The sequence below is a fragment of the Nonomuraea cavernae genome (assembly GCF_014646355.1).
In the GTDB taxonomy this organism is placed as follows: domain Bacteria; phylum Actinomycetota; class Actinomycetes; order Streptosporangiales; family Streptosporangiaceae; genus Nonomuraea; species Nonomuraea cavernae.
Map to the genome: position 1 here is coordinate 112,757 of NZ_BMNH01000019.1, position 19,682 is coordinate 132,438.

21 protein-coding genes are annotated in these 19,682 nt (G+C 73.8%); 8 read left to right on the forward strand and 13 right to left on the reverse strand.

Annotation, left to right across the window (positions count from 1 at the left end):
- Positions 1-36: 36 nt before the first annotated feature.
- Positions 37-1,059 carry a linear amide C-N hydrolase gene (locus IEY82_RS26450; protein WP_189126917.1) on the forward strand — a complete coding sequence of 341 codons (1,023 nt, stop codon included), beginning with the start codon at positions 37-39 and terminating at the stop codon, positions 1,057-1,059.
- Here IEY82_RS26450 and IEY82_RS26455 read toward each other — a convergent pair.
- Together IEY82_RS26455 and IEY82_RS26460 are read right to left on the reverse strand one after the other, a co-directional pair.
- A complete protein-coding gene (locus IEY82_RS26455; protein ID WP_189126960.1) occupies positions 1,043-2,398 on the reverse strand; it encodes a metallopeptidase TldD-related protein in 1,356 nt (451 codons plus the stop codon). The two genes, IEY82_RS26450 and IEY82_RS26455, sit on opposite strands and share 17 nt — an antisense overlap.
- 44 nt (positions 2,399-2,442) lie before the next feature.
- Positions 2,443-3,936 carry a TldD/PmbA family protein gene (locus tag IEY82_RS26460; RefSeq protein ID WP_189126918.1) on the reverse strand — a complete coding sequence of 498 codons (1,494 nt, stop codon included), beginning with the start codon at positions 3,934-3,936 and terminating at the stop codon, positions 2,443-2,445.
- A 77-nt stretch (positions 3,937-4,013) separates the two neighbouring features.
- Between IEY82_RS26460 and fabG the strand changes: the two genes are divergently transcribed.
- Both fabG and fabI read left to right on the forward strand, forming a co-directional pair.
- Positions 4,014-4,709 carry a 3-oxoacyl-ACP reductase FabG gene (gene fabG, locus IEY82_RS26465; RefSeq protein ID WP_189126919.1) on the forward strand — a complete coding sequence of 232 codons (696 nt, stop codon included), beginning with the start codon at positions 4,014-4,016 and terminating at the stop codon, positions 4,707-4,709.
- Between the two features lies 1 nt (position 4,710).
- Complete coding sequence (gene fabI, locus IEY82_RS26470; protein WP_189126920.1) at positions 4,711-5,475, forward strand: enoyl-ACP reductase FabI; 765 nt, start codon at positions 4,711-4,713, stop codon at positions 5,473-5,475.
- A gap of 69 nt (positions 5,476-5,544) precedes the next feature.
- On the opposite strand, the gene IEY82_RS26475 is transcribed toward fabI, so the two are convergent.
- Together IEY82_RS26475 and IEY82_RS26480 are read right to left on the reverse strand one after the other, a co-directional pair.
- Positions 5,545-6,393 (reverse strand): hypothetical protein, encoded by an 849-nt coding sequence (locus tag IEY82_RS26475; RefSeq protein WP_189126921.1) that lies wholly within the window; start codon positions 6,391-6,393, stop codon positions 5,545-5,547.
- A gap of 129 nt (positions 6,394-6,522) precedes the next feature.
- Positions 6,523-7,470 carry an aldo/keto reductase gene (locus tag IEY82_RS26480; RefSeq protein ID WP_189126922.1) on the reverse strand — a complete coding sequence of 316 codons (948 nt, stop codon included), beginning with the start codon at positions 7,468-7,470 and terminating at the stop codon, positions 6,523-6,525.
- 64 nt (positions 7,471-7,534) lie between these two features.
- On the opposite strand from IEY82_RS26480, the gene IEY82_RS26485 reads away from it, so the two are divergent.
- The 5 genes from IEY82_RS26485 (at position 7,535) to mshC (ending at position 11,384) form a co-directional block, all read left to right on the forward strand.
- Complete coding sequence (locus IEY82_RS26485) at positions 7,535-8,221, forward strand: histidine phosphatase family protein (RefSeq protein WP_189126923.1); 687 nt, start codon at positions 7,535-7,537, stop codon at positions 8,219-8,221.
- A 9-nt stretch (positions 8,222-8,230) separates the two neighbouring features.
- Entirely contained in the window at positions 8,231-8,779 is a 549-nt protein-coding gene (locus IEY82_RS26490) for a DUF3090 domain-containing protein (protein WP_189126924.1), read from the forward strand.
- Positions 8,776-9,540: an SCO1664 family protein gene (locus IEY82_RS26495; RefSeq protein ID WP_189126925.1), complete on the forward strand. Its 765-nt coding sequence runs from the start codon at positions 8,776-8,778 to the stop codon at positions 9,538-9,540. The genes IEY82_RS26490 and IEY82_RS26495 overlap by 4 nt, the downstream gene beginning before the upstream one ends.
- A 97-nt stretch (positions 9,541-9,637) precedes the next feature.
- A complete protein-coding gene (locus IEY82_RS26500) occupies positions 9,638-10,150 on the forward strand; it encodes a hypothetical protein (protein ID WP_225263775.1) in 513 nt (170 codons plus the stop codon).
- Between the two features lie 10 nt (positions 10,151-10,160).
- Entirely contained in the window at positions 10,161-11,384 is a 1,224-nt protein-coding gene (mshC, locus tag IEY82_RS26505) for a cysteine--1-D-myo-inosityl 2-amino-2-deoxy-alpha-D-glucopyranoside ligase (RefSeq protein WP_189126926.1), read from the forward strand.
- A 13-nt stretch (positions 11,385-11,397) separates the two neighbouring features.
- On the opposite strand, the gene IEY82_RS26510 is transcribed toward mshC, so the two are convergent.
- From IEY82_RS26510 to IEY82_RS26550, 9 genes are read right to left on the reverse strand one after another with little or no spacing between them, the layout of a single operon-like run.
- Entirely contained in the window at positions 11,398-11,937 is a 540-nt protein-coding gene (locus IEY82_RS26510; protein ID WP_189126927.1) for a cysteine hydrolase family protein, read from the reverse strand.
- Between the two features lie 23 nt (positions 11,938-11,960).
- Positions 11,961-12,923, reverse strand: coding sequence for a UDP-glucuronic acid decarboxylase family protein (locus IEY82_RS26515; RefSeq protein ID WP_189126928.1), 963 nt, complete (start codon positions 12,921-12,923; stop codon positions 11,961-11,963).
- Positions 12,920-13,792 (reverse strand): glycosyltransferase family 9 protein, encoded by an 873-nt coding sequence (locus IEY82_RS26520; protein ID WP_189126929.1) that lies wholly within the window; start codon positions 13,790-13,792, stop codon positions 12,920-12,922. The genes IEY82_RS26515 and IEY82_RS26520 overlap by 4 nt, the downstream gene beginning before the upstream one ends.
- Entirely contained in the window at positions 13,783-14,457 is a 675-nt protein-coding gene (locus IEY82_RS26525) for an SDR family oxidoreductase (protein WP_189126930.1), read from the reverse strand. The genes IEY82_RS26520 and IEY82_RS26525 overlap by 10 nt, the downstream gene beginning before the upstream one ends.
- A gap of 47 nt (positions 14,458-14,504) precedes the next feature.
- Positions 14,505-15,836 (reverse strand): PfkB family carbohydrate kinase, encoded by a 1,332-nt coding sequence (locus tag IEY82_RS26530; RefSeq protein ID WP_189126931.1) that lies wholly within the window; start codon positions 15,834-15,836, stop codon positions 14,505-14,507.
- Complete coding sequence (locus IEY82_RS26535) at positions 15,836-16,384, reverse strand: D-sedoheptulose-7-phosphate isomerase (protein WP_189126932.1); 549 nt, start codon at positions 16,382-16,384, stop codon at positions 15,836-15,838. Before IEY82_RS26535 ends, IEY82_RS26530 begins: the two co-directional genes overlap by 1 nt.
- Before the next feature lies 1 nt (position 16,385).
- Positions 16,386-17,573, reverse strand: coding sequence for a glycosyltransferase (locus IEY82_RS26540; protein ID WP_189126933.1), 1,188 nt, complete (start codon positions 17,571-17,573; stop codon positions 16,386-16,388).
- Entirely contained in the window at positions 17,570-18,670 is a 1,101-nt protein-coding gene (locus IEY82_RS26545) for a glycosyltransferase family 9 protein (RefSeq protein WP_189126934.1), read from the reverse strand. The genes IEY82_RS26540 and IEY82_RS26545 overlap by 4 nt, the downstream gene beginning before the upstream one ends.
- Positions 18,667-19,680 carry a glycosyltransferase family 2 protein gene (locus IEY82_RS26550; protein ID WP_225263785.1) on the reverse strand — a complete coding sequence of 338 codons (1,014 nt, stop codon included), beginning with the start codon at positions 19,678-19,680 and terminating at the stop codon, positions 18,667-18,669. The genes IEY82_RS26545 and IEY82_RS26550 overlap by 4 nt, the downstream gene beginning before the upstream one ends.
- Between the last annotated feature and the right edge of the window lie 2 nt (positions 19,681-19,682).

Here is a 19,682-nt window from a genome sequence, read left to right on the forward strand (position 1 = left end):
CATGACAGGCCCGGAGCGGCACGCCACACTGCGCCTATGCGCAGCCGTACCGCGGGGATCCTGTCGGCGCTCGCCCTGACCCTGCTCGCCGCCTGCACGGCCGCCCCGCCGCCCCGGCCGGCGTCAGGGCCGTCGGGATCGGCGTCGGCACCGGCGGCAGAGCCGGAGCCGCGCCCCATCCTGCGTCAGAGCGCCGCGGAGGCGGCCGGCACGGTGGCGAGCCTGCGCCGGCTCGACGGCCTGCCGCTGTACGAGATGACCTTCCACGGCGGCTACGACGCCGAGGCGCCGCTCACCGAGCAGGAGCTGGCCCGCCGCGACGACGCCTTCGCCTGCTCGCTGTTCCTGCGCGGCACCGAGTTCGGCCGCAACTTCGACTGGGACCCCAACCCGGCCATGGTGGTGCACGCCCGCCCGCCGGGCGGCCACGCCTCCCTGTCGATCTCCGACGTCTCCTACGTCCTCGGCGGTCAGCGGACTCCGGACCTCGACGATCCCGGCGACCGGCGACGGCTGGCGCACGCCGTGCTGGTCCCGTTCGACGGCATGAACGACAAGGGCCTGGCGGTCGGCCTGGCCCAGACGCCCGACGCTCAGCTGCCCGCCCAGGCACCCGGCCGCACCGTCGTCGGCAGCGCGCGGATCATGCGGCTCCTCCTGGACCGGGCCGCCAGCGTGGAGGAGGCCGTCGCCCTCATGCGCCGCTACGACCTCGACTTCTCCGGCGGGCCGCAGGTCCACTACCTGATCGGCGACCGCTCGGGACGGTCGGTCGTCGTCGAGTACGGCGACGGCCGGCTGAACGTCATCGACGACCGCGTGCTCACCAACATCACGATGACCGGCGCGAGCCGCGACACCCGCCTGGCCGACCCCCGCTACCGCACGCTGACCGAGGGCATCGGCACCGAAGCCGACGCCCTCGGCCTGCTGCGCCAGGTCGCGCAGCCGCACACCCGCTGGTCGGTCGTCTACGACCTGAGGGCCGGCACCGCGAAGCTCGTCCCCGGCCAGCGCTGGGACCGGGTGATCAAGCTGGCGATCAGCTCGCCTGGCTGACCGTCGACATGTTGAAGTCGGGCACCCGCACGGGCGGCATGACCGCACGGGTCCAGTAGTCGTTCCACTCGCGAGGCAGCGTCTGCCCGGCGGCGCCGACCTCGGTCAGCCGGCCGAGCAGGTCGACCGGGCTCTCGTTGAACCTGAAGTTGTTGACCTCGCCCACCACCTCGCCGTGCTCGACCAGGTAGACGCCGTCGCGGGTGAGACCGGTCAGCAGCAGGGTCTGCGGGTCGACCTCGCGGATGTACCACAGGCAGGTCAGCAGCAGGCCGCGTTCGGTGGAGGCGATCATCTCCTCCAGCGTCCGGCCGTCGCCGGGCCCCCGCATGATCAGGTTGTCGATCGACGGCGTCACCGGCAGCCCGCTGAGCCCCGCCGAGTAGCGGGTCTGCAGCAGCGCCTCCAGCCTGCCGTCCCTGACCCAGTCGGTCGGGGTCAGCGGCAACCCGTTGTCGAACACGGAGGTCTCGCGGCCGGAGGCGTGCGCGATCACGAACGGCGCGCACTCGATGCCCGGCGCGGACGGGTCGCCGGACAGCGTCACCGGCAGATCGCCCAGCTGCTCGCCCACCCGGGTGCCACCGCCCGGCCTGGAGAACACCGAGCGGCCGTCGAGCGCGTCACGGGCCCCCGACGACCAGAACAGGTAGATCATCAGGTCGGCCATCGCGCTCGGCGGCAGCAGCGTCTCGTAACGGCCGGCCGGCAGATCGACGCGGTTCTTGGCCCAGTCGAGCCGCTGCGCCAGCGACGAGTCGAGCGCCGCCACGTCGACGTCGGCGAAGTCGCGCGTCGCCACGCCCGTCCAGGCCGAGCGCTTCAGGTCGGCCGACTTGGCGTTGAGCTCCAGCCGCCCGGTCGGCTGGTCGTGACGCAGCCGCAGCCCGGCGGACGTGCCGAGGAAGGTCGTCGTGCGCGAGTGCTCGGCGAAGCCGTAGAGCTTGCGCCCGCCCGCCTCGGCGGCGGCGAACGCGTCGCCCAGCGCGGGCGCGAAGCCCTCGAACACGCCGATGTCGGTGGGCGTCACCCGCTCGCCCCACGAAGGGCTCGCCGGCACCCCCTCGACCAGGGGCCGGGCGTCCTCGGCGGGCTGAGCCTCACGCGCGGCCCGATCGGCCGCGGCGACCACGCCGGCGAGCCCGCCGGGTCGTACGGAGGCGCGGGAGACCACGCCGACCCCCTCGCCCACGATCGAGATCACGGTCAGTTGCGAGGACCGGGCGACACCGTTGGTGGTGAGCGTGTTGCCCGCGAACCGCAGGTTGGCCGTGGACCCCTCGTCGGCGAGCACCACGCACCCGTCGGCCGTGGAGAGCTCCAGGGCCCGCTCCACCATCTCCTGGGGGGAGGCCTCGGCGCCCCCCGTCAATCCGCGCTCGCTCACTTGCCGCCCTCCTGCACCGTGTTGAGGATCCGGACGTCGCGGAACAGCCCCGAGGGGCAGCCGTGGCTGACCGGCGCGACCTGGCCGGGCTGGCCCTTGCCGCAGTTGAAGGCCCCGCCGAGGACGTAGGTCTGCGGCCCGCCGACCGCCTCCATGGACTGCCAGAAGTCCGTCGTGGTCGCCTGGTAGGCGAAGTCGCGCACCTGCCCGGCCAGCCGGCCGTGCGCGATCCGGTAGGCCCGCTGGCCGGTGAACTGGAAGTTGTGGCGCTGCATGTCGATCGACCAGCTCTTGTCGCCGACGATGTAGAGGCCCCGCTCGACGCGCGAGATCAGCTCCTCGGTGGACGGGCCGCCGGGCGCCGCGGCCAGCGAGACGTTGGCCATGCGCTGGATCGGCATGTGACCGGGGGAGTCGGCGAACGCGCAGCCGTTGGACCGGCCGAACCCCTTCATCAGCGCCATCCGCCGGTCGAGCTGGTAGCCGGTCAGGACGCCGTCGCGGACGATGTCGAAGCTCTGCCCCCGCACGCCCTCGTCGTCGAACCCGATCGTCGCCAGGCCGTGCTCGACCGTGCGGTCACCGGTCACGTTCATTACCGGCGAGCCGTAGACGAGCTCGCCCAGCTGGTCGAAGGTGGCGAAGCTGGTGCCGGCGTATGCGGCCTCGTAGCCGAGGGCCCGGTCGAGCTCGGTGGCGTGGCCGATCGACTCGTGGATGGTCAGCCACAGGTTGGACGGGTGGATCACCAGGTCGTGGTCGCCCGCCTCCACCGACGGCGCCGCCAGCTTCTCCGCCAGCAGCTCGGGCAGCTGGGCCAGCTCGGCCTGCCAGTCCCAGCCCGTGCCGGTCAGGTACTCGTACCCCCGGCCCACCGGCGGCGCGATCGTCGACATGTCGTCGAAGCCGCCGTCGGCCGCCTTCATCGCGTTGAGCGTCGGGTGCACCCGCACCCGCTGCTGGGTGGTGACCGTGCCGGCCGTGTCGGCGTAGAACTTCTGCTCCTTGACCTGGAGCAGCCGCGCCGAGACGTGGTCGGCGCCCTTGAGCAGCCCGGCCGACCAGTCGGCCAGCAGCGTCACCTTGTCGGCCGACGGCACCGAGAACGGGTCGACGTCGTAGGAGGAGACCCATGTGACGTCGGCGTGCACCGGCTCGGGCGCCAGCTCGATCGGCTCCCGGTTGATGGGAGCGCTCACCTCCGCCACCCGCACCGCCTGAGCGGCCACCTCCGCGGCGGCCTCCGGGGTCAGGTGGATGCCCGCGGCGAACCCCCAGGTGCCGTTCTTGACGACACGCACCGCGTAGCCCAGGTCGTCGGCGTCCATGGCGCCTTCGAGCCGGGTGTCGTAGAGGCTGAGCGTCTCGGCTCTGACGCGTTCCAGCCGGAAGTCGGCATGCCCGGCGCCCAGGTCACGAGCTCTTTGCAGGGCGGCGTCCGCCAGCTGCCGCAGCGGCAGCTCCAGGAATTCGGGATCGATCTGGCGCATGTCCACGATCCTAACCCTGTGATCTTGTGTCACCCGGATAAGCGGATACTCACCGGTAGGGGATAGCGTCATGTGTCATGGCACGCTCAGTACTCGTCACCGGGGGCAATCGCGGCATAGGCCTCGCGATCGCCCGTGAACTCGCCGCGAACGGCGACGCCGTCGCGGTCACCTACCGATCCGGAGAGCCTCCCGAGGGGTTGTTCGGCGTCCGGTGCGACGTGACCAGCATGGCCGACGTCGAGGCCGCGTTCGACAAGGTCGAGGCGGAGCAGGGCCCGGTCGAGGTCCTCGTCTCCAACGCCGGCATCACCAAGGACACCCTGCTGGCGATGATGAAGGAAGAGACCTTCACCGACGTCGTCGACGCCAACCTGACCGGCGCCTACCGGGTCGCCAAGCGGGCCATCAGGCCCATGATGAAGCTCAAGCGCGGGCGGGTCATCCTGGTGTCCTCCGTCATCGCGATGCTCGGCCAGGCGGGCCAGACCAACTACGCCGCCTCCAAGGCCGGGCTGATCGGCTTCGCCCGCTCCATGGCCCGCGAGTACGGCTCGCGCGGCATCACCGTCAACGTCGTCTCACCCGGGTTCGTGGCCACCGACATGACGGCCGACCTCGACACCGAGGCGATCACGAAGAACATCCCGCTGGGGCGGCAGGCGTCGCCGAGCGAGGTCGCGCGCGTCGTACGCTTCCTGGCGAGCGACGACGCCTCCTACATCACCGGGGCCGTGATCCCCGTCGACGGCGGACTTGGAATGGGGCACTGACGTGGGCATTCTCGAAGGCAAGCGGATCCTGGTGACCGGCGTGCTGACCGACGCCTCGATCGCGTTCTCGGTCGCCAGGCTGGCCCAGGAGGAGGGCGCCACCGTGGTGCTCACCGGGTTCGGCCGGCTGAGCCTGGTCGAGCGCATCGCCAAGCGGCTGCCCGAGCCGGCGCCGGTGCTGGAGCTCGACGTCCAGGACACCGACCAGCTCGACACCCTGGCCTCCCGGGTCGGCGAGCACGTCGGGGGCCTCGACGGCGTCGTCCACTCGATCGGGTTCGCCCCGCAGACCGCCCTCGGCGGCAACTTCCTCAACACCTCGTGGGACGACGTCGCGACCGCCCTGCACGTGTCCACCTTCTCCTTCAAGTCGCTGGCCGTCGCCTGCCTGCCGCTGATGAAGGAGGGGGGCGCGGTCGTCGGCCTCGACTTCGACGCCAGCAAGGCGTGGCCGGTCTACGACTGGATGGGCGTGGCCAAGGCCGGCCTGGAGTCGGCGTCCCGCTACCTCGCGCGCGATCTCGGCAAGCAGGGCATCAGGGTCAACCTGGTGGCCGCGGGGCCGCTGCGCACGATGGCGGCCAAGTCGATCCCGGGCTTCAAGGAGTTCGAGGAGAGCTGGCCGTCCAGGGCCCCGCTCGGCTGGGACCTGGCCGACACGGTCCCGGCCGCGAAGGCGTGCGTGGCGTTGATGTCCGACTGGTTCCCGGCCACCACGGGCGAGATCGTCCACGTCGACGGCGGCGTGCACGCGATCGGCGGCTGATCTCCGCGGCCCGGCCGTGCCGTCCGCCTGCGCGCGGGGCGCCTCGGGTCAGCGCCTGAGGCCGGTCCGTCAGGCCAGGCGGTGCCGGCCGCCGGCCGTGTGGGCCGGTTCGAACGGGATCGAGGCGGGCCGGGCGCCGCGCTGGCGGCGCTGCTGCACGATGCGGGTGGCGGCGATGGCCGAGAGCAGGAGCGCGATCGTCAGCCCGGTGCCGGCCACGTCGGAGGCCGGGCTGCTCGGCCGCACCACCCGCTGGCGCAGCGGCTCCGACAGCTCCCGCGCGAACGGATGCGGCCACAGCAGGTCGATGCGCGCGTCGTCGGTGTCGACGGTCGGCTCGTCGGCGACCGGATCCTCACGCTCCGGCAAGCTGGTGTCCATCAGGTAGGGCTCGCTCTGCGGCGGCGTGGGCCCCGTGGTGGGCGCCGGAGTCGGCGCCGCGGCGTCGTCCCGATCCTGCTCGCGCGCCCGCTCGTCGGCGCTCTCGGTGGGCTCCGGAGCCGGCTCGGACTCTTTCGGCGTCGCCTTCGGGGCCTCGGCTTCGTCGGCCTGCCCGTCGCAGGCCAGCACCGGCAGGCAGACCTCGCCCAGCGTCTCGGGCAGCAGCGTGCCGCGCTGTGACGGCTCGGGCGTGTGCTCGCGCGACGGGGCGGTGGTGGGCGCCACCTCGCCCACGGTGCCGAGCACCTTGCCGGTGGTGTCGTTGAGGCCCTTGGTGACCGGTTTGAGCGTGTCGCCGGTGAGTGTGTCGACGGTGCCGGTCACGACGCCGACGACGTCGCACAGGCCGTCGGTCACGCCGCCGAGCAGGCCGCCTCCGCTCGGGCAGTCGGCGGCCGTGGCCGCCGGGGCCGTCAGCGGGATCGCCGCCAGCGTCATCACCAGAACGCCGGCCGAGATCGCGGTCCTGCTCCCCATCAGTCCCCTTCCGCTTCATGCCTCGAGGGAAATCTTTACGGACATCGGCGACGAGAGGCAGGTGTTTCCCGCGAAAGTTGCGATTTGGTATCGACTAGTGATACGCGAGCGCCCTTCTCGTTCCACCCCTCAGTCGATCGAGGAGACGTCGTCCAGCGCCTCGCGGATCTCCCTGGGCAGCACGACGTCCTCGGCGGGCAGCGCTCCGGCGAGCTGGGCGTGGGTGCGGGCACCGACGATCGCCGAGGTCACGCCCGGCTGGTCGCGCACCCACGACAGGGCGACCGCCATCGGCGACACCCCGAGCCCGTCGGCGGCCGTCACGACGGACTCGACCACCCGGCGGCTGCGCTCGTCGAGGTAGGGCCGGACGAACTCGGCGAAGTGCGGCGTCGCGGCCCGCGAGTCGGCCGGGATGCCCGTACGGTACTTGCCGGTCAGCACGCCCCGGCCCAACGGCGACCAGGCCAGCACGCCCGCGCCCACGTGCTGGGCGGCCGGCAGCAGCTCGCGCTCGGGCTCGCGGGCCAGCAGCGAGTATTCGACCTGGGCGGAAGTGATCGGGATCCGGCCGGGGATCGCCCGCTGGGTGACGCCGGCGGCGGCCAGCTGCCAGCCGGTGTAGTCGCAGACGCCCGCGTAGACGGCGCGGCCGGAGGAGACGATCGCGTCGAGCGCGGCCAGCGTCTCCTCCAGGGGCACCTCGTCGTCGTAGGTGTGCAGCTGCCACAGGTCGACGTAGTCGAGGCCGAGCCGGTTGAGGGAGTCGTCGACCGCGGCGATCAGGTGACGCCGGGAGGCGTCGCGGGGCCTGCGGGCGGCCGGCGTCACCACCGCCTTGGTGGAGATCACCAGCTCCGAGCGGGGGAACGAGTCGCGCAGCATCCGGCCGAGCACCCGCTCGGCGTCGCCGCCGGTGTAGACGTCGGCCGTGTCGACGAGGGTGCCGCCGGCGTCCATGAACGCCCGGAGTTGCGCCGACGCCTCGTCGGCGTCGGTATCACGCCCCCAGGTCATCGTGCCGAGCCCGAGACGGGACACCGACAGGCCGCTACGGCCGACATAGCGTTGCTGCATGATCCGGCCAGGTTACCGCCCGGGCCGCTGGAACGCCGTGATCCACGCCTGCGACACTTGGTGCGTGACCACCCTCCTGCTCGCCCGCCACGGGCTCACCGCGCTCACCGGACCCGTCCTGGCCGGCCGTACCCCGGGGGTGCACCTCAACGACGCCGGCCGGGCGCAGGCCGAGGCGCTGGCCCGGCGCATCGCGGGAGTCCGGCTCGACGCCGTCGTCTCCAGCCCGCTCGAACGCTGCCAGGAGACCGCGCGGCCCGTCGCCGCCGGGCGCGGGATGGAGGTGCTGACCGACGAGCGGTTCGTCGAGTGCGGCTACGGCGACTGGACCGGACGGCCGCTGGCCGAGCTGGCCAAGGAGCCGCTGTGGCAGGTGGTGCAGGCGCACCCGAGCGCGGCGACCTTCCCGGCGGGGGAGTCGCTGGCCGCCATGCAGCAGCGGGCCGTCGCCGCGGTGCGTGACTGGAACGAGCGCGTGGGGGAGAAGGGTGTCTACCTGGCCTGCAGTCACGGTGATGTGATCAAGGCGATCGTCGCCGATGCCCTGGGTCTCCATCTCGATCAGTTTCAGCGGATAACCGCCGATCCTGCGGCTCTCACTGTGATTCGCTATAGCCCCTTGCGTCCCTTTGTTCACCGACTTAACGATATGGGGGAATTGCGGCTCCCCGAGGATTCGGAGGAGAAAGACGGGGGAGAAAACATCACCGGGAGCGATGCCGCCGTCGGCGGCGGGCCCGGAACCACGTAAGGTCAGGCTATGCCGGTCTTCGACTACGACCCACCAGAGAGGTTCGTGGCCGGTGCCCTGGGGCAACCGGGCGCACGGGCGTTCTTTCTGCAGGCCAGAGCCGAGGGCAGACTGACCACGGTCGCGCTGGAGAAGCTTCAGGTCGCCGCGCTGGCGGGCAGGCTCGACGAGCTGCTCGACGAGGTTTTGCGGCGCAGCGGCGGCACCGCGCACGTGCCCGCCCTCGCGCCCGCCGACCTGTCCGACGACGCCCCCCTCGACGTGCCGCTCGCCGAGGACTTCCGGGTCGGCACCATGGCGCTGGCCTGGGACCCCGAGACGTCCCAGGTGGTCATCGAGGCGCAGGAGATCATCGACGAGGACGACGTGGAGCCGGAGGAGCCGGCGGTGCTCCGGGTGCGCATCAGCGCCGGGGCCGCGCGGGCGTTCACCCGGAGGGCCCTCGACCTCGTCGCCGCCGGCCGGCCGCCCTGCCCCCTGTGCGCGCAGCCGCTCGACGCCGAGGGCCACGTGTGCGTCCGGCTCAACGGCTACCGCGGGGGTGAGGTGGCATCATGAGCGCCTCGGAGAGCGAGCCCGCCGTCCGGCCGTCATCCCCGTCGGCCATGGAGGCCGACGGGGCCCTCACGCTGCTCCGCGACGGCCGCCTGGAGGTGGCCGGCCGGCTGGTCGAGGCCACCAACATGACCCTCTACTGCTCGGTCACGCTGGCCGGGCGCACGGCCGCCTGCGTCTACAAGCCCGTACGCGGCGAGCGCCCCCTGTGGGACTTCCCCGACGGCACCCTGGCCGCCCGTGAGGTGGCGGCGTTCGAGGTGTCCCAGGCGACCGGCTGGCAGATCGTGCCGCCGACGGTCTACCGTGACGGCCCGTTCGGGCCCGGCATGTGCCAGCTGTGGATCGACACCCAGCGCGAGATCGACCTGACCCGGCTGATCCGCAGCCGCAACCCGGTGGTGCGCCGGATGGCGGTCTTCGACGCCGTGGTCAACAACGCCGACCGCAAGGGCGGTCACCTGCTGCCGCTGCCCACCGGCCATGTCTACGGGGTCGACCACGGCGTCTGCTTCGCCGTCGAGGACAAACTCCGCACCGTGCTCTGGCAGTGGCGGGGCAAGCCGCTGGCGCGTGAGGCCGTGGCCGTGCTCGCCAAGCTGGAGCGCGACATCGAGTCGGGCGCGCTGGGGCGCAGGCTGCGCGAGCTGCTGTCGCTCGCCGAGGTCGAGGCCACCTGGCACCGGGTCAGGCGGTTGATCAACACCGGGGTGCATCCGTCCCCGTCCGAGGACTGGCCTGCCATCCCCTGGCCGCCCATCTGAGTCGGTTTACTACTCTTTGGCATATGTGCACGCTGATCGTGAAGACGGGGCGACCGCTGACCCTGATGGGCGTACGTGATGAGTTCACCGACCGGCCATGGGAGGGCCCGGGCGAGCACTGGCCCGAGTATCCCGCCGCGCCGCCGCACTGCTCAACGGGCGGGGCCAGGCCGCTCCCGAGACCACCAAGATCTCCCGAGGCGACCTGGCGCTCCGAGCCGTCACGACCGGCGACATGCCGCGCGTGGAGTTCGCCCGCTACGACCCCTTCCACCTGGTGCTCGCCGAGCCGTCCGGGGCCCGGGTGTTCAGCTGGGACGGCGTCCGGCTCGGCGTGGCCGGCCTGGCGGAGGGCACCAGCATGGTGGTCAACACCGGGGTCGACCCCTCCAGCGAGCGGGTGGCCGGGTTCCTGCCCAGGTTCGAGAGCAGCTCCGACTGGCGCGAGCTGCTCGCCGGCGACCCCTCCGACGACCCCGGCGCGCTCCTCGTCCGGCACGAACTACCCGACGGCCGGGTCTTCGCGTCCCTGTCGGTCATGACGGTCGAGCTGGACCCGGGCGGCGTGACGTACGACTTCACGGACTTGACCGCTGATCCGGACAGATAGGCTCAAAGCTATGAGATCGTGGTCTGCCCCGAAGGTTCCCAGGCTTCCCGGCGAGAGCGTCCCGCTGCGACTCCACGACACCGCCGCGCGACAGGTACGGCAGACCGATCCCGGGCCCACCGCCAGGATGTACGTCTGCGGCATCACCCCCTACGACGCCACCCACCTCGGCCACGCCAACACCTACCTCGCCTTCGACCTGGTCGGCAGGGTCTGGCGCGACGCCGGGCACGACGTTCACTACACGCAGAACACCACCGACGTCGACGACCCGCTGCTGGAGCGGGCCCAGCGGACCGGGGTCGACTGGCGCGAGCTGGCCGAGCGGGAGACCGAGCTGTTCCGCGCCGACATGGAGGCGCTGCGCGTCCTGCCCCCGCGCGAGTACATCGGCGTCACCGAGGTCGTCGGCCAGATCGCCGGCCTGATCGAGAAGCTGGCGGCCAAAGGCGTCACCTACACGCTCGACGGCGACGTCTACTTCAGCTCGGCCGACGCGCCCAAGTTCGGCCAGGTGTCCGGCTACGACGAGGAGCTGATGCTCACCCTGTTCGCCGAGCGAGGGGGCGACCCCGACCGGCCGGGCAAGCGCAACCCGCTCGACTGGCTGCTGTGGCGGGCCGAACGACCGGGGGAGCCGGCCTGGGAGTCGCCGTTCGGCAGAGGGCGGCCCGGCTGGCACATCGAGTGCACCGGGATCGCGCTCGAGCAGCTGGGCCCCGGGTTCGACGTCGCGGGCGGCGGCTCCGACCTGATCTTCCCCCACCACGAGTGCGGCGCGTCCGAAGGGCACGCCGCCACCGGCGAATGGCCGTTCGCCAAGTTCTACACGCACGCCGGCATGGTCGCGCTCGACGGCGAGAAGATGTCGAAGTCCAAGGGCAACCTAGTGTTCGTGTCCAGGCTGCGGGTCGAGCACGACCCGATGGCGGTCCGGCTCGTGCTGCTGGCCCACCACTACCGCGCCGACTGGGAGTACTTTCCCGGGCAGCTGACCGAGGCCGAGCAGCGGCTGGGCCGCTGGCGCGCGGCCGTGGCGCTGCCCGCCGCCCCGCCCGCCGGCGACCTGCTGGCGGCGGTGCGCGGGAGGCTGGCCGACGACCTCGACGCGCCCGGCGCGCTGGCCGCGATCGACGCCTGGGCCGAACGGGCGCTCGGCCAGGGCGGCGGTGACGAGAGCGCGCCCGGCCTGGTCCGCGACCTGGCCGACGCCCTGCTCGGCGTCGCGCTCTGACCCGGCCCTGTCGCTAGATCAGGCAGCGGCGGGCGGGGACGATCTCGGCCGACATGTTGCGCTCCATCATGCGCAGCGCGGCCCGGCCGAGATCGCCGTGGATGGGCGCGACACAGTCCGGCGGCACCATGATGCCGAACTGCCGGACGTAGGCGTCGAGCGCGCTGTAGAGCACGCACTGCTCGGTCACCTGCCCGGTCAGGAGCACGGTGCCGACGTCCATCTGGCGCAGCAGATACTCCAGGGCCGTGCCGTAGAACGCGCTGTGGCGCACCTTCGGCAGGAACGCGCAGTCGTCCGGCGGCGCGACCGGCTCGACCAGGTCGGGGCGGCGCCCCTTCATGGCCCTGGACACCAGGTCCTCGCGGGTGGCCGCGAAGTCGCCGTGGTTGTCGTTGACGTAGATCAGCTCCACGTCGTCGCGCCGGTGGGCCCGGCCGATCAGCTCGGCGAGCCGCGGGACGATCGGCTCGACCCCCTGTTCGAGCTGCTCGGCGTCCTCGTGCTGGTACGGATTGAGCATGTCGATCACGATCATGGCGATCTTCGGCATGACGGTGCCCCCTGGCTCCGGGCTCAGGCGCCCATCCGTTCCAGCCGGTCGTACCCGGACAACTCCGTCGAGAACCAGTCGATGGTACGGCGCAGCCCCTCGGCGACCGGGACCTCGGCCCGCCAGCCCAGCCGCTCGGCGGCCAGCGTGGTGTCGGGCCTGCGCACCATGGGATCGTCGGCGGGGCGGCCGACGAACTCGATCCGCGAGGACGACCCGGTCAGCTCCTTGATCAGCCTGGCCAGCTCCAGCATGGTCAGCTCGTCCGGGTTGCCGATGTTGACCGGGCCGGCGAAGTCGCTGCGGGCCATGGCGAGGATCCCCGACACCGTGTCGTCCACGTAGCAGACGGACCGGGTCTGCGAGCCGTCGCCGGTGACCGTGATCGGCTCGCCCGTCAGCGCCTGCCTGATGAAGGTGGGGATCGCGCGGCCGTCGTAGGGCCGCATGCGCGGGCCGTAGGTGTTGAAGATCCGCACGATGCCCGTGTCGGTGGCGCGCGAGTGGCGGTAGGCCGTGGTCAGCGACTCGGCGAAGCGCTTGGCCTCGTCGTACACGCTGCGCGGGCCGACCGGGTTGACGTTGCCCCAGTACGACTCCCGCTGCGGGTGTTCCAGCGGGTCGCCGTACACCTCGCTGGTGGAGGCCAGGACGAACCGGGCGCCCTTCTCCCTGGCCAGGCCCAGCGCGTGCAGCGTGCCGACGCTGCCCACCCGGAGCGTCTCGATCGGATAGCGCAGGTAGTCGGTGGGCGAGGCGGCCGAGGCGAAGTGCAACACCAGGTCGAGCCGGTCGGGCACGTGCACGTAGCCGGTCAGGTCGCACTCGATGATCCGGAACGCCGGCCGGTCGATCAGATGCTCCACGTTGCGCGGCCCGCCGGTGAGGAAGCTGTCCATGCAGACCACTTCCATCCCGGCGTCCAGCAGGCGTTCACACAGGTGGGAGCCGAGGAATCCGGCTCCTCCGGTAACCAGCGCCTTCATGTGATGACCTCCAGTGCGGCGTCGACGACTTCGGAAACTTCGATCTTCAGCAGGCCCGGGTCGGGCCGGTCGCCGTGCGGGTCGCCGCTGGACCCGGCCCACAGCGCGACGTGCCGCCGATCCGGCGGCGGCCCCCAGAGCGCGGGGGAGACCGGGCCGAACAGCACCACCGACGGGACGCGGAAGGCGGTGGCCAGGTGCGCGACGCCGGTGTCGCCGCATACCACCAGTCTCGCCCCGCTGACCAGGTCGATCAGCCCGGCCAGGTCGGTGCGCCCGGCCAGCGCCCGGCCGGCGGGCAGCCCCGCCAGCTCGGCGACCTCCCGGGCCAGCGGCACCTCGCCGGGGCCACCGGTGACGACCACGTCATCCAGCGCGGCCGCGACCCGTGCGAACCGGCCGGGAGGCCAGCGGCGCGCGGCGCGGGAGGCGCCGGGGTGCACGATCACCGGGCCCTTCCGGTCGGACTCGCCCAGCGTCAGGTCGGCCGGGTCGGCCTCGATGCCGTACCACCCGAGCAGGTCGCACCAGCGCCGCACCTCGTGCACGTCGTCCCGCCACGGCGGGCCGGGGCCGTGGCTGAGCAGCCGCGCGGGACGGGTGCGGCGCAGCGCCTCGACGCTCTGCGGGCCGCGGCCGTGCAGGTTGACCGCGATGTCCGGCCGCTCGGACGGGACGGGCCCCGGCCCCGAGACGTCGAGCTGGTCGTCCACCGCCCCGATCAGCGGCAGCAGCGCGCCGAGCGTCGCGGGGGCGGCGAGCGTGATCCGGTGACGCGGGAAGGCCCGCCGCAGCGCCCGCAGCGCGGGCACGGCCGTGAGCAGGTCGCCGAGGCCCAGCCCGCGCAGCGCCACCAGCTCTAGGGCCATGACGTCTCCGTCGACGGGCAGACGACGAGCTCCCTGACCTCGCAGCCGGCGGGCTGGCCGAGCGCGAAGAGCACGGTCCGGGCCACGTCGGCGGGATCGTTCAGCCCCGCCTCGGGGCCCGGCCGGTACTGCTCGGCCCGGCCCTCGAAGAACGCCGTCCGCATACCGCCGGGGATCAGCAGGGTCACGCCGACCTGCCCGCGCAGCTCGATCGCCAGCGCCCGGGTGAAGCCGACGACGCCGGACTTGGACGCGCTGTAGGCGGTGGCGTCGCTGAGCGGGCGCAGCCCGAGAGTCGAGGCGCAGGTGACCACCTTGCCGCGCGAGGTCCTCAGGTACGGCAGCGCCGCCCGTACGACCGAGGCGGTGCCGAGCAGGTTGACCAGGACGACGCGGTCCCAGTCGGCGGCGGGCACGTCCTCCAGCCGTCCGCAGGCGTCGATGCCGGCGGCGGTCACCACGGCGTCCAGCCCTCCGGCCCGCTCGGCCAGGTCACGGACGGCCCGTTCGGCCTGCGCCCGGTCGGCCAGGTCCGCGATGGCGTGCTCGAAGCCCTGGCCGGGCTCGCGCACGTCGACGACGAGCGGCCGCCAGCCTTCCTTCTGCACCGCCTCGGCCGTGGCCAGGCCGAGTCCGGAGGCCCCGCCGGTGATCAGTACGTTCATCGGATGTCCTTTACTGGAGTCCCCCGCCTTCGGGCGTGGGGAGGAAGTCAACGGATCTCCCTGATCAGGTTGGTCGTCGATCGCCCCGGCAGGCTGCTCAGCACGACGGTCTCCGCGCCCAGCCTGCCGAGGACCTCGGATTCGGGCAGCGAGCCGGCCGCGTAGTCGCCGCCCTTGACCCACACGTCGGGGCGGAGTCGTTCGATGGCCGCGGCGGGGGTGTCCTCGTCGAACACCAGCACCGCGTCCACGCAGCTGAGCGCCGAGAGCAGCTCGACCCGGTCGCGCACGTCCACGACCGGTCTGCTGGGGCCCTTGAGCCTGCGCACGGACTCGTCGGAGTTGACGCACACGACGAGCGCGTCGCCCAGCGCCCGGGCCCGCCGGAGCAGGCTCACGTGCCCCGCGTGCAGCAGGTCGAAGCAGCCGCCGGTGGCGATCAGCCGCCCGCCGTACGCCCGGGTGAGCTCGGCCACCTCGAACGCGGTGCGCGGCCGGTCGCCCAGCTTCTGCTCGATGATCTTGACACCGGCGGCTCCGCCGCGTTCGACGAACCGCGACGCCTCGCCCACGCCGACGGTGACCGCCTGCTCGACGTCGGCGCCGTCGCGCAGCGCCAGCGCCGCGGCACTGGCCAGCCGGTCGCCGGCGCCGCACACGTCCTGGCCGCAGGACAGCACCGGCGCGGGCACCCTGGTGAGCGGGCCGCCCTGCCGGGCCAGGGCGGCGCCGCGCACCCCGAGGGTGACGGCCACCGCCTCGGCGCGCAGGGACCGCAGCAGCCGGCGGGCCGCCTGGTCGGGGCTCTCGTGCGGGTCGTCGCACAGCCGCCGCGCCTCCGCCTCGCTCGGCGTCACCAGGGCGCACCCGGGGACCGGCTGCTCACCCCTGGGATGCGGGTCCCACACGATCGGGACCCGCACGTCGCGCAGCAGGTCGCGCAGCACCTGGACGGTGCCCCTGCCGTAGTCGGAGACGAGTATCGCGCCCGCCCGGCGGATCGCCTCGGCCGCGTCGGCTCCCGGGGCGTGCCCGGCCCGGCCGTCGCCGCTGTCGATCCTGACCAGCGTCTGGCCCCGTGCCCTGACCCGGGTCTTGCGCACCGTGTCGCCGCACAGCGGCAGCCGGACCAGGGCGGCCTCGCCCGACAGCAGGCCGCGCAGGCGGTGCCCCGGCCCGTCGTCGCCGATGGCGGTGATCAGCACCACGTCGGCGCCGTCGCGGGCGGCCAGCAGCGCCGCCAGGCCGGCGCCTCCGGGGCGGGCCTGCTCGGCGCAGACGTCCACCACCGGGACCGGCGCGTCCGGGCACAGGCGTTCGGTCTCGCCCTCGACGTCCACGTCCAGCAACGTGTCGCCGACGATTACGAGCGGTCCCATCAGAGCGCCTCCTCGACGGCGTCGCACAGCAGGTGGACCAGCGCGAGGTGCACCTCCTGGACGGTGGCGGCGTCGGCGGCCGGCACGGCCACCGCCTCGTCGCACAGGCCGGCCAGCCGGTTGGGCGCGGGTCCGGTCAGCCCCCAGGCGAGCAGCCCGCCCTGCCGCGCGGCCCACGCCGCGGCGAGCACGTTGGCGCTGCGGCCGCTGGTCGACAGGCAGACCAGCACGTCACCGGCGTGGCCGTGCGCGCGCACCTGCCGGGCGTAGACCTCCTCGGCGCCGTAGTCGTTGGCGATCGCCGTCATGGACGAGGTGTCGGCGTGCAGCGCGATCGCGGCGTACGGCCGCCGGTCGGCCCGGAACCTGCCGACGAGCTCGGCCGTCAGATGCTGGGCCTCCGCCGCGGAGCCGCCGTTGCCGCAGGCCAGCAGCCTGCCCCCGGCCTTCAGGATCCCCGCGAGCTTGGCGCCCCACGCGCGTACGACGGCCGAGTGGTCGTCCACCTGCGACAGGGCGGTCCACAGCTTCTCCAGATGGGCGTCCATGTCAACCTCCCAGTGCGGCGAGCCGGCAGAGCCTGCCGTCGATCACTCGCGTGTACACGGACTCGGTCCGCTCGGCCACGCGGGGCCAGCCGTACCTCTCGCGGGCCCGGCGCAGGCCCGCGGCGCCGAGCGCCCGGCGCCGGTCCGGGTGGCCGAGGACGTCCTCCAGCGCCCTGGCCAGCGCCCGCGGCCGGCGAGGCGGCACCAGCAGCCCGCAGCCGGCGACCGTGTCCAGGTGGCCGCCGACGGCGGAGGCCACGACCGGCACCCCGCACGCCATCGCCTCGATCGCGACCATGCCGAACGGCTCGTACCAGGGCACCGTGACGACGACGTCGGCCGACCGCATCAGGGCCGGCACCTGCTCGCGCGGCACGCTGCCCATCAGGCGCACCCGGTCGCCCAGCCCGTGGCGGGCGGCCAGCCCGCGCAGCCGTGCCGCCTCCTCGCCGTCGCGCCGGCCGCCTGCGATCAGCAGCTCGGCCCCGGGCAGCCGGCGCATGGCCTGCACGATCGTGTCGACGCCCTTGCGCGGCACCTGGCGGCCGATGCTGAGCACCCGGGGGCGGGAGGAGCGCGCCGCCACCGGGCCGTCCGGGCGGAAGGTGTCCAGGTCGACGCCGCACGGCACCACCATGATCCGCTGCTCGGGCACGCCGATCGCGCGCAGTTCCCCGACCTCGTCACCACACGTGGCCAGCACCGCGTCGGCCCGCCGGCCGATCTCCCGCTCGGTGTCCAGGCGGTGCGGCGGGCTCGTGTCGGCGCCGCCCTGCCAGCGCCGCTTGACGGTGCCGAGCGCGTGGTACGTCAGCACCACGGGCACGTCCCCGGCGGCGAGCAGCGCCGCCTGCCCGCTCATCCAGAAGTGCGCGTGCACGATGTCCGGCCGGTCGGCCGCCCACCGCTCGGCCAGGCGCTCGGCGAACTCCGGCATGTACGGCGACAGCTCGTCCTTGGGAACGGGCGCGGCCGGCCCTGCCTTGACGTACTCGACGGTCACGCCCGGGGCCATGGCGACCTCGCCGGGCCGGTCCGGATCGGAGCGGCGGGTGTGCACGACGACCCGATGCCCGCGCCCGGCCAGCGCCACGGCCAGCGCCGCGACGTGGACGTTCTGGCCGCCCGCGTCGACGCCGCCGATCGCGGCGAGGGGGTCCGCGTGTTCCGATACCAGAGCGATCTTCACTGGCTCAGCTCCCTTACCGCCTTGACGACCTCTTCACTGATCACTCGGGTCAGACATGGGTGCCCCGGCACCGGGCACACGCGTGCCCTGGATCCCCGGCAGGGCGCGTCCTGGTCGCCCAGCAGCACGCTCGGCACGCCGTACGGCGCCCACCGGGCGGCGGGGACGACCGGCGCGAACAGGCTCACCACCGGCGTCCCCACGGCGGCGGCCAGGTGCGCGGGACCGGTGTTCCCGGCCACCAGCACGGCGGCGCCGTCGATCACGGCGGCGAGCTCGGCCAGCGTGGTCCGCCCGCCCAGGTCCAGGGCCGCGCCGCCGGCGACGTGGGCGGTGAGGGCCCGCTCGGTGCCGGTCACGACGACGCGGTGGCCGTCGGCGGCCAGCTCCCGGACCGCCTGCCGGGCCCGGCCGGCGGGCCACGTCCTGGCGGGCGCGGACGCCCCGGGATGTACGACGACGTAGTCTCCGCCGCCGATCCCGAACCGGCCCGCGTCCGGCAGCGGGCGCCGGACGGCGAGCCTCCCGTCGTCCCCGGCGGGCAGGACGAACCCCGCGGCCCGGGCCAGGTCCAGCATCCGCTCGGCCTCCGGCACGTCGCGGCTCTCGTCGACCAGGTGCCGGACGTCCAGCAGCGAGCCCGGGTAGTCTTCGCTGATCGCGGCGATCCGCCGCACCCCGGCCAGGCGCAGCAGCATCGCCAGGGGCAGCGCCGACTGGTGGAACGAGGTCAGGATCACCGCCTCGTCCGTCCCCCTGACCAGCCGGACCAGCTCGGTGACACTCTCCGCCGAGACGGGCGGCGGCCGGTGGTCGATCCACGGCGCCCGCCACTCGATCACCCGGTCGACGCCGGGCAGCAACTCGGCGGCGGGCCTGCCGTTGGGCCCGGCCAGCATCGTCACCTCGCGCGCGTGCGCCCGCACGGCCCGTACGGCCGGACCGGCGAGCAGCACGTCGCCCACGTCGTCCAGCCGGGCCACCAGCACCCGCCCCCGCCCGTCGCCCGGGAGCCGTCCGGCCGGACCCGGCGCCGGCGCGCCGCGCCCGGCCGCCGGTAGGGAGCCGGGTATCACCGCCCGCGTGTCCTCGGTCATCGGCGAGCCCTCCATTCGCCCCGCAACCGGTGCGCGCACGCGACCGGTGGGATCAGCGCGCTGGTGACCGCCATGCGCAGCACCTCTCGCGGCGTGCGCGGCCCCGGCGCGATCCGGGCCCAGGCGAACTCGGCGGTCAGCGCCGCCCACCCGGCCAGCGCTCCCGCCGCCGCCCGCCTCAGGGTCCCCGTCCGTCCCCGCGGTCCCGGGCGTCCGGGCCGTGACGGCCGGGGCGCGACGACGCCCGCGCGGGACCGTATGACGGGATCCGGCCGGTGAACGGCGGCCAGGGCGAGTCCGAGGGCGGCGAGCCCGAGAGCGGTGGTGAGCGCGTGACGGCGCAGGCGGCCCCGCGCGCCGCCGATCGCCTCGCGCCAGGCCGGGCCGTGCAGCCGCCGCATCAGCGCGTCGTCGGCGTTGCCGCGCTGGAACCGCACGCTCGCCCAGAACCCGTCGTCCCGCACCGGGTGCACCGTCACCCGGCGGCCCCGGACCAGCCGATGCCCCGCCCGGGTCAGCCGCAGGGCCAGGTCGGAGTCCTCCCGGTAGGCCCGGGGGAACCGCTCGTCGAACCCGCCGGCCCGGTCCAGCGCGTCCCGGCGGTAGGCCATGTCGGCGGTGATCCACGCGGCGCCCGCGAGCCCGGCGGTGTTGCGCTCGGCGTCCGTCGGCCGCCGGTCGCCGGGCAGCGGCACCTCGATCCGGCCCTGGCTGCCCGCCACGTCGGCGGGCAGGTCGCCGAGATCCTCCAGCGCGGCCTCGTACCAGCCGGGCCGGGGGACCACGTCGTCGTCGAGGAAGACCACCCACGGCGTGCGGGCCGCCCGCCAGCCGGCGTTGCGCGCGGCGGCGGGGCCGCGGCCGCCCGACCGGACGACCCGCACGCGCGCGGGCAGCGGGAGCGCCGCCCCGCCGGCCGGACGGTCGTCCACCACGATGACCGCGACGTCCGGCGGCAGCGCGGCGAGCGTGGCGCCCAGGCTGCGGCGGCCTGTCGTGGGGACCACCACGG

Excerpts from the sequence above, each read along its gene's own strand:
- IEY82_RS26500 (WP_225263775.1), top strand. The coding sequence starts at position 9,638 with ATGGGAGGGCCCGGGCGAGCACTGGCCCGAGTATCCCGCCGCGCCGCC.
- IEY82_RS26520 (WP_189126929.1), bottom strand. The coding sequence starts at position 13,792 with ATGGCCCTAGAGCTGGTGGCGCTGCGCGGGCTGGGCCTCGGCGACCTG.
- IEY82_RS26515 (WP_189126928.1), bottom strand. The coding sequence starts at position 12,923 with ATGAAGGCGCTGGTTACCGGAGGAGCCGGATTCCTCGGCTCCCACCTG.
- IEY82_RS26535 (WP_189126932.1), bottom strand. The coding sequence starts at position 16,384 with ATGGACGCCCATCTGGAGAAGCTGTGGACCGCCCTGTCGCAGGTGGAC.
- IEY82_RS26495 (WP_189126925.1), top strand. The coding sequence starts at position 8,776 with ATGAGCGCCTCGGAGAGCGAGCCCGCCGTCCGGCCGTCATCCCCGTCG.
- IEY82_RS26490 (WP_189126924.1), top strand. The coding sequence starts at position 8,231 with ATGCCGGTCTTCGACTACGACCCACCAGAGAGGTTCGTGGCCGGTGCC.
- IEY82_RS26530 (WP_189126931.1), bottom strand. The coding sequence starts at position 15,836 with ATGGGACCGCTCGTAATCGTCGGCGACACGTTGCTGGACGTGGACGTC.
- fabG (WP_189126919.1), top strand. The coding sequence starts at position 4,014 with ATGGCACGCTCAGTACTCGTCACCGGGGGCAATCGCGGCATAGGCCTC.
- IEY82_RS26450 (WP_189126917.1), top strand. The coding sequence starts at position 37 with ATGCGCAGCCGTACCGCGGGGATCCTGTCGGCGCTCGCCCTGACCCTG.
- IEY82_RS26475 (WP_189126921.1), bottom strand. The coding sequence starts at position 6,393 with ATGGGGAGCAGGACCGCGATCTCGGCCGGCGTTCTGGTGATGACGCTG.
- IEY82_RS26525 (WP_189126930.1), bottom strand. The coding sequence starts at position 14,457 with ATGAACGTACTGATCACCGGCGGGGCCTCCGGACTCGGCCTGGCCACG.
- IEY82_RS26455 (WP_189126960.1), bottom strand. The coding sequence starts at position 2,398 with ATGGTGGAGCGGGCCCTGGAGCTCTCCACGGCCGACGGGTGCGTGGTG.
- IEY82_RS26460 (WP_189126918.1), bottom strand. The coding sequence starts at position 3,936 with ATGCGCCAGATCGATCCCGAATTCCTGGAGCTGCCGCTGCGGCAGCTG.
- IEY82_RS26480 (WP_189126922.1), bottom strand. The coding sequence starts at position 7,470 with ATGCAGCAACGCTATGTCGGCCGTAGCGGCCTGTCGGTGTCCCGTCTC.
- IEY82_RS26510 (WP_189126927.1), bottom strand. The coding sequence starts at position 11,937 with ATGCCGAAGATCGCCATGATCGTGATCGACATGCTCAATCCGTACCAG.
- IEY82_RS26545 (WP_189126934.1), bottom strand. The coding sequence starts at position 18,670 with ATGACCGAGGACACGCGGGCGGTGATACCCGGCTCCCTACCGGCGGCC.
- mshC (WP_189126926.1), top strand. The coding sequence starts at position 10,161 with ATGAGATCGTGGTCTGCCCCGAAGGTTCCCAGGCTTCCCGGCGAGAGC.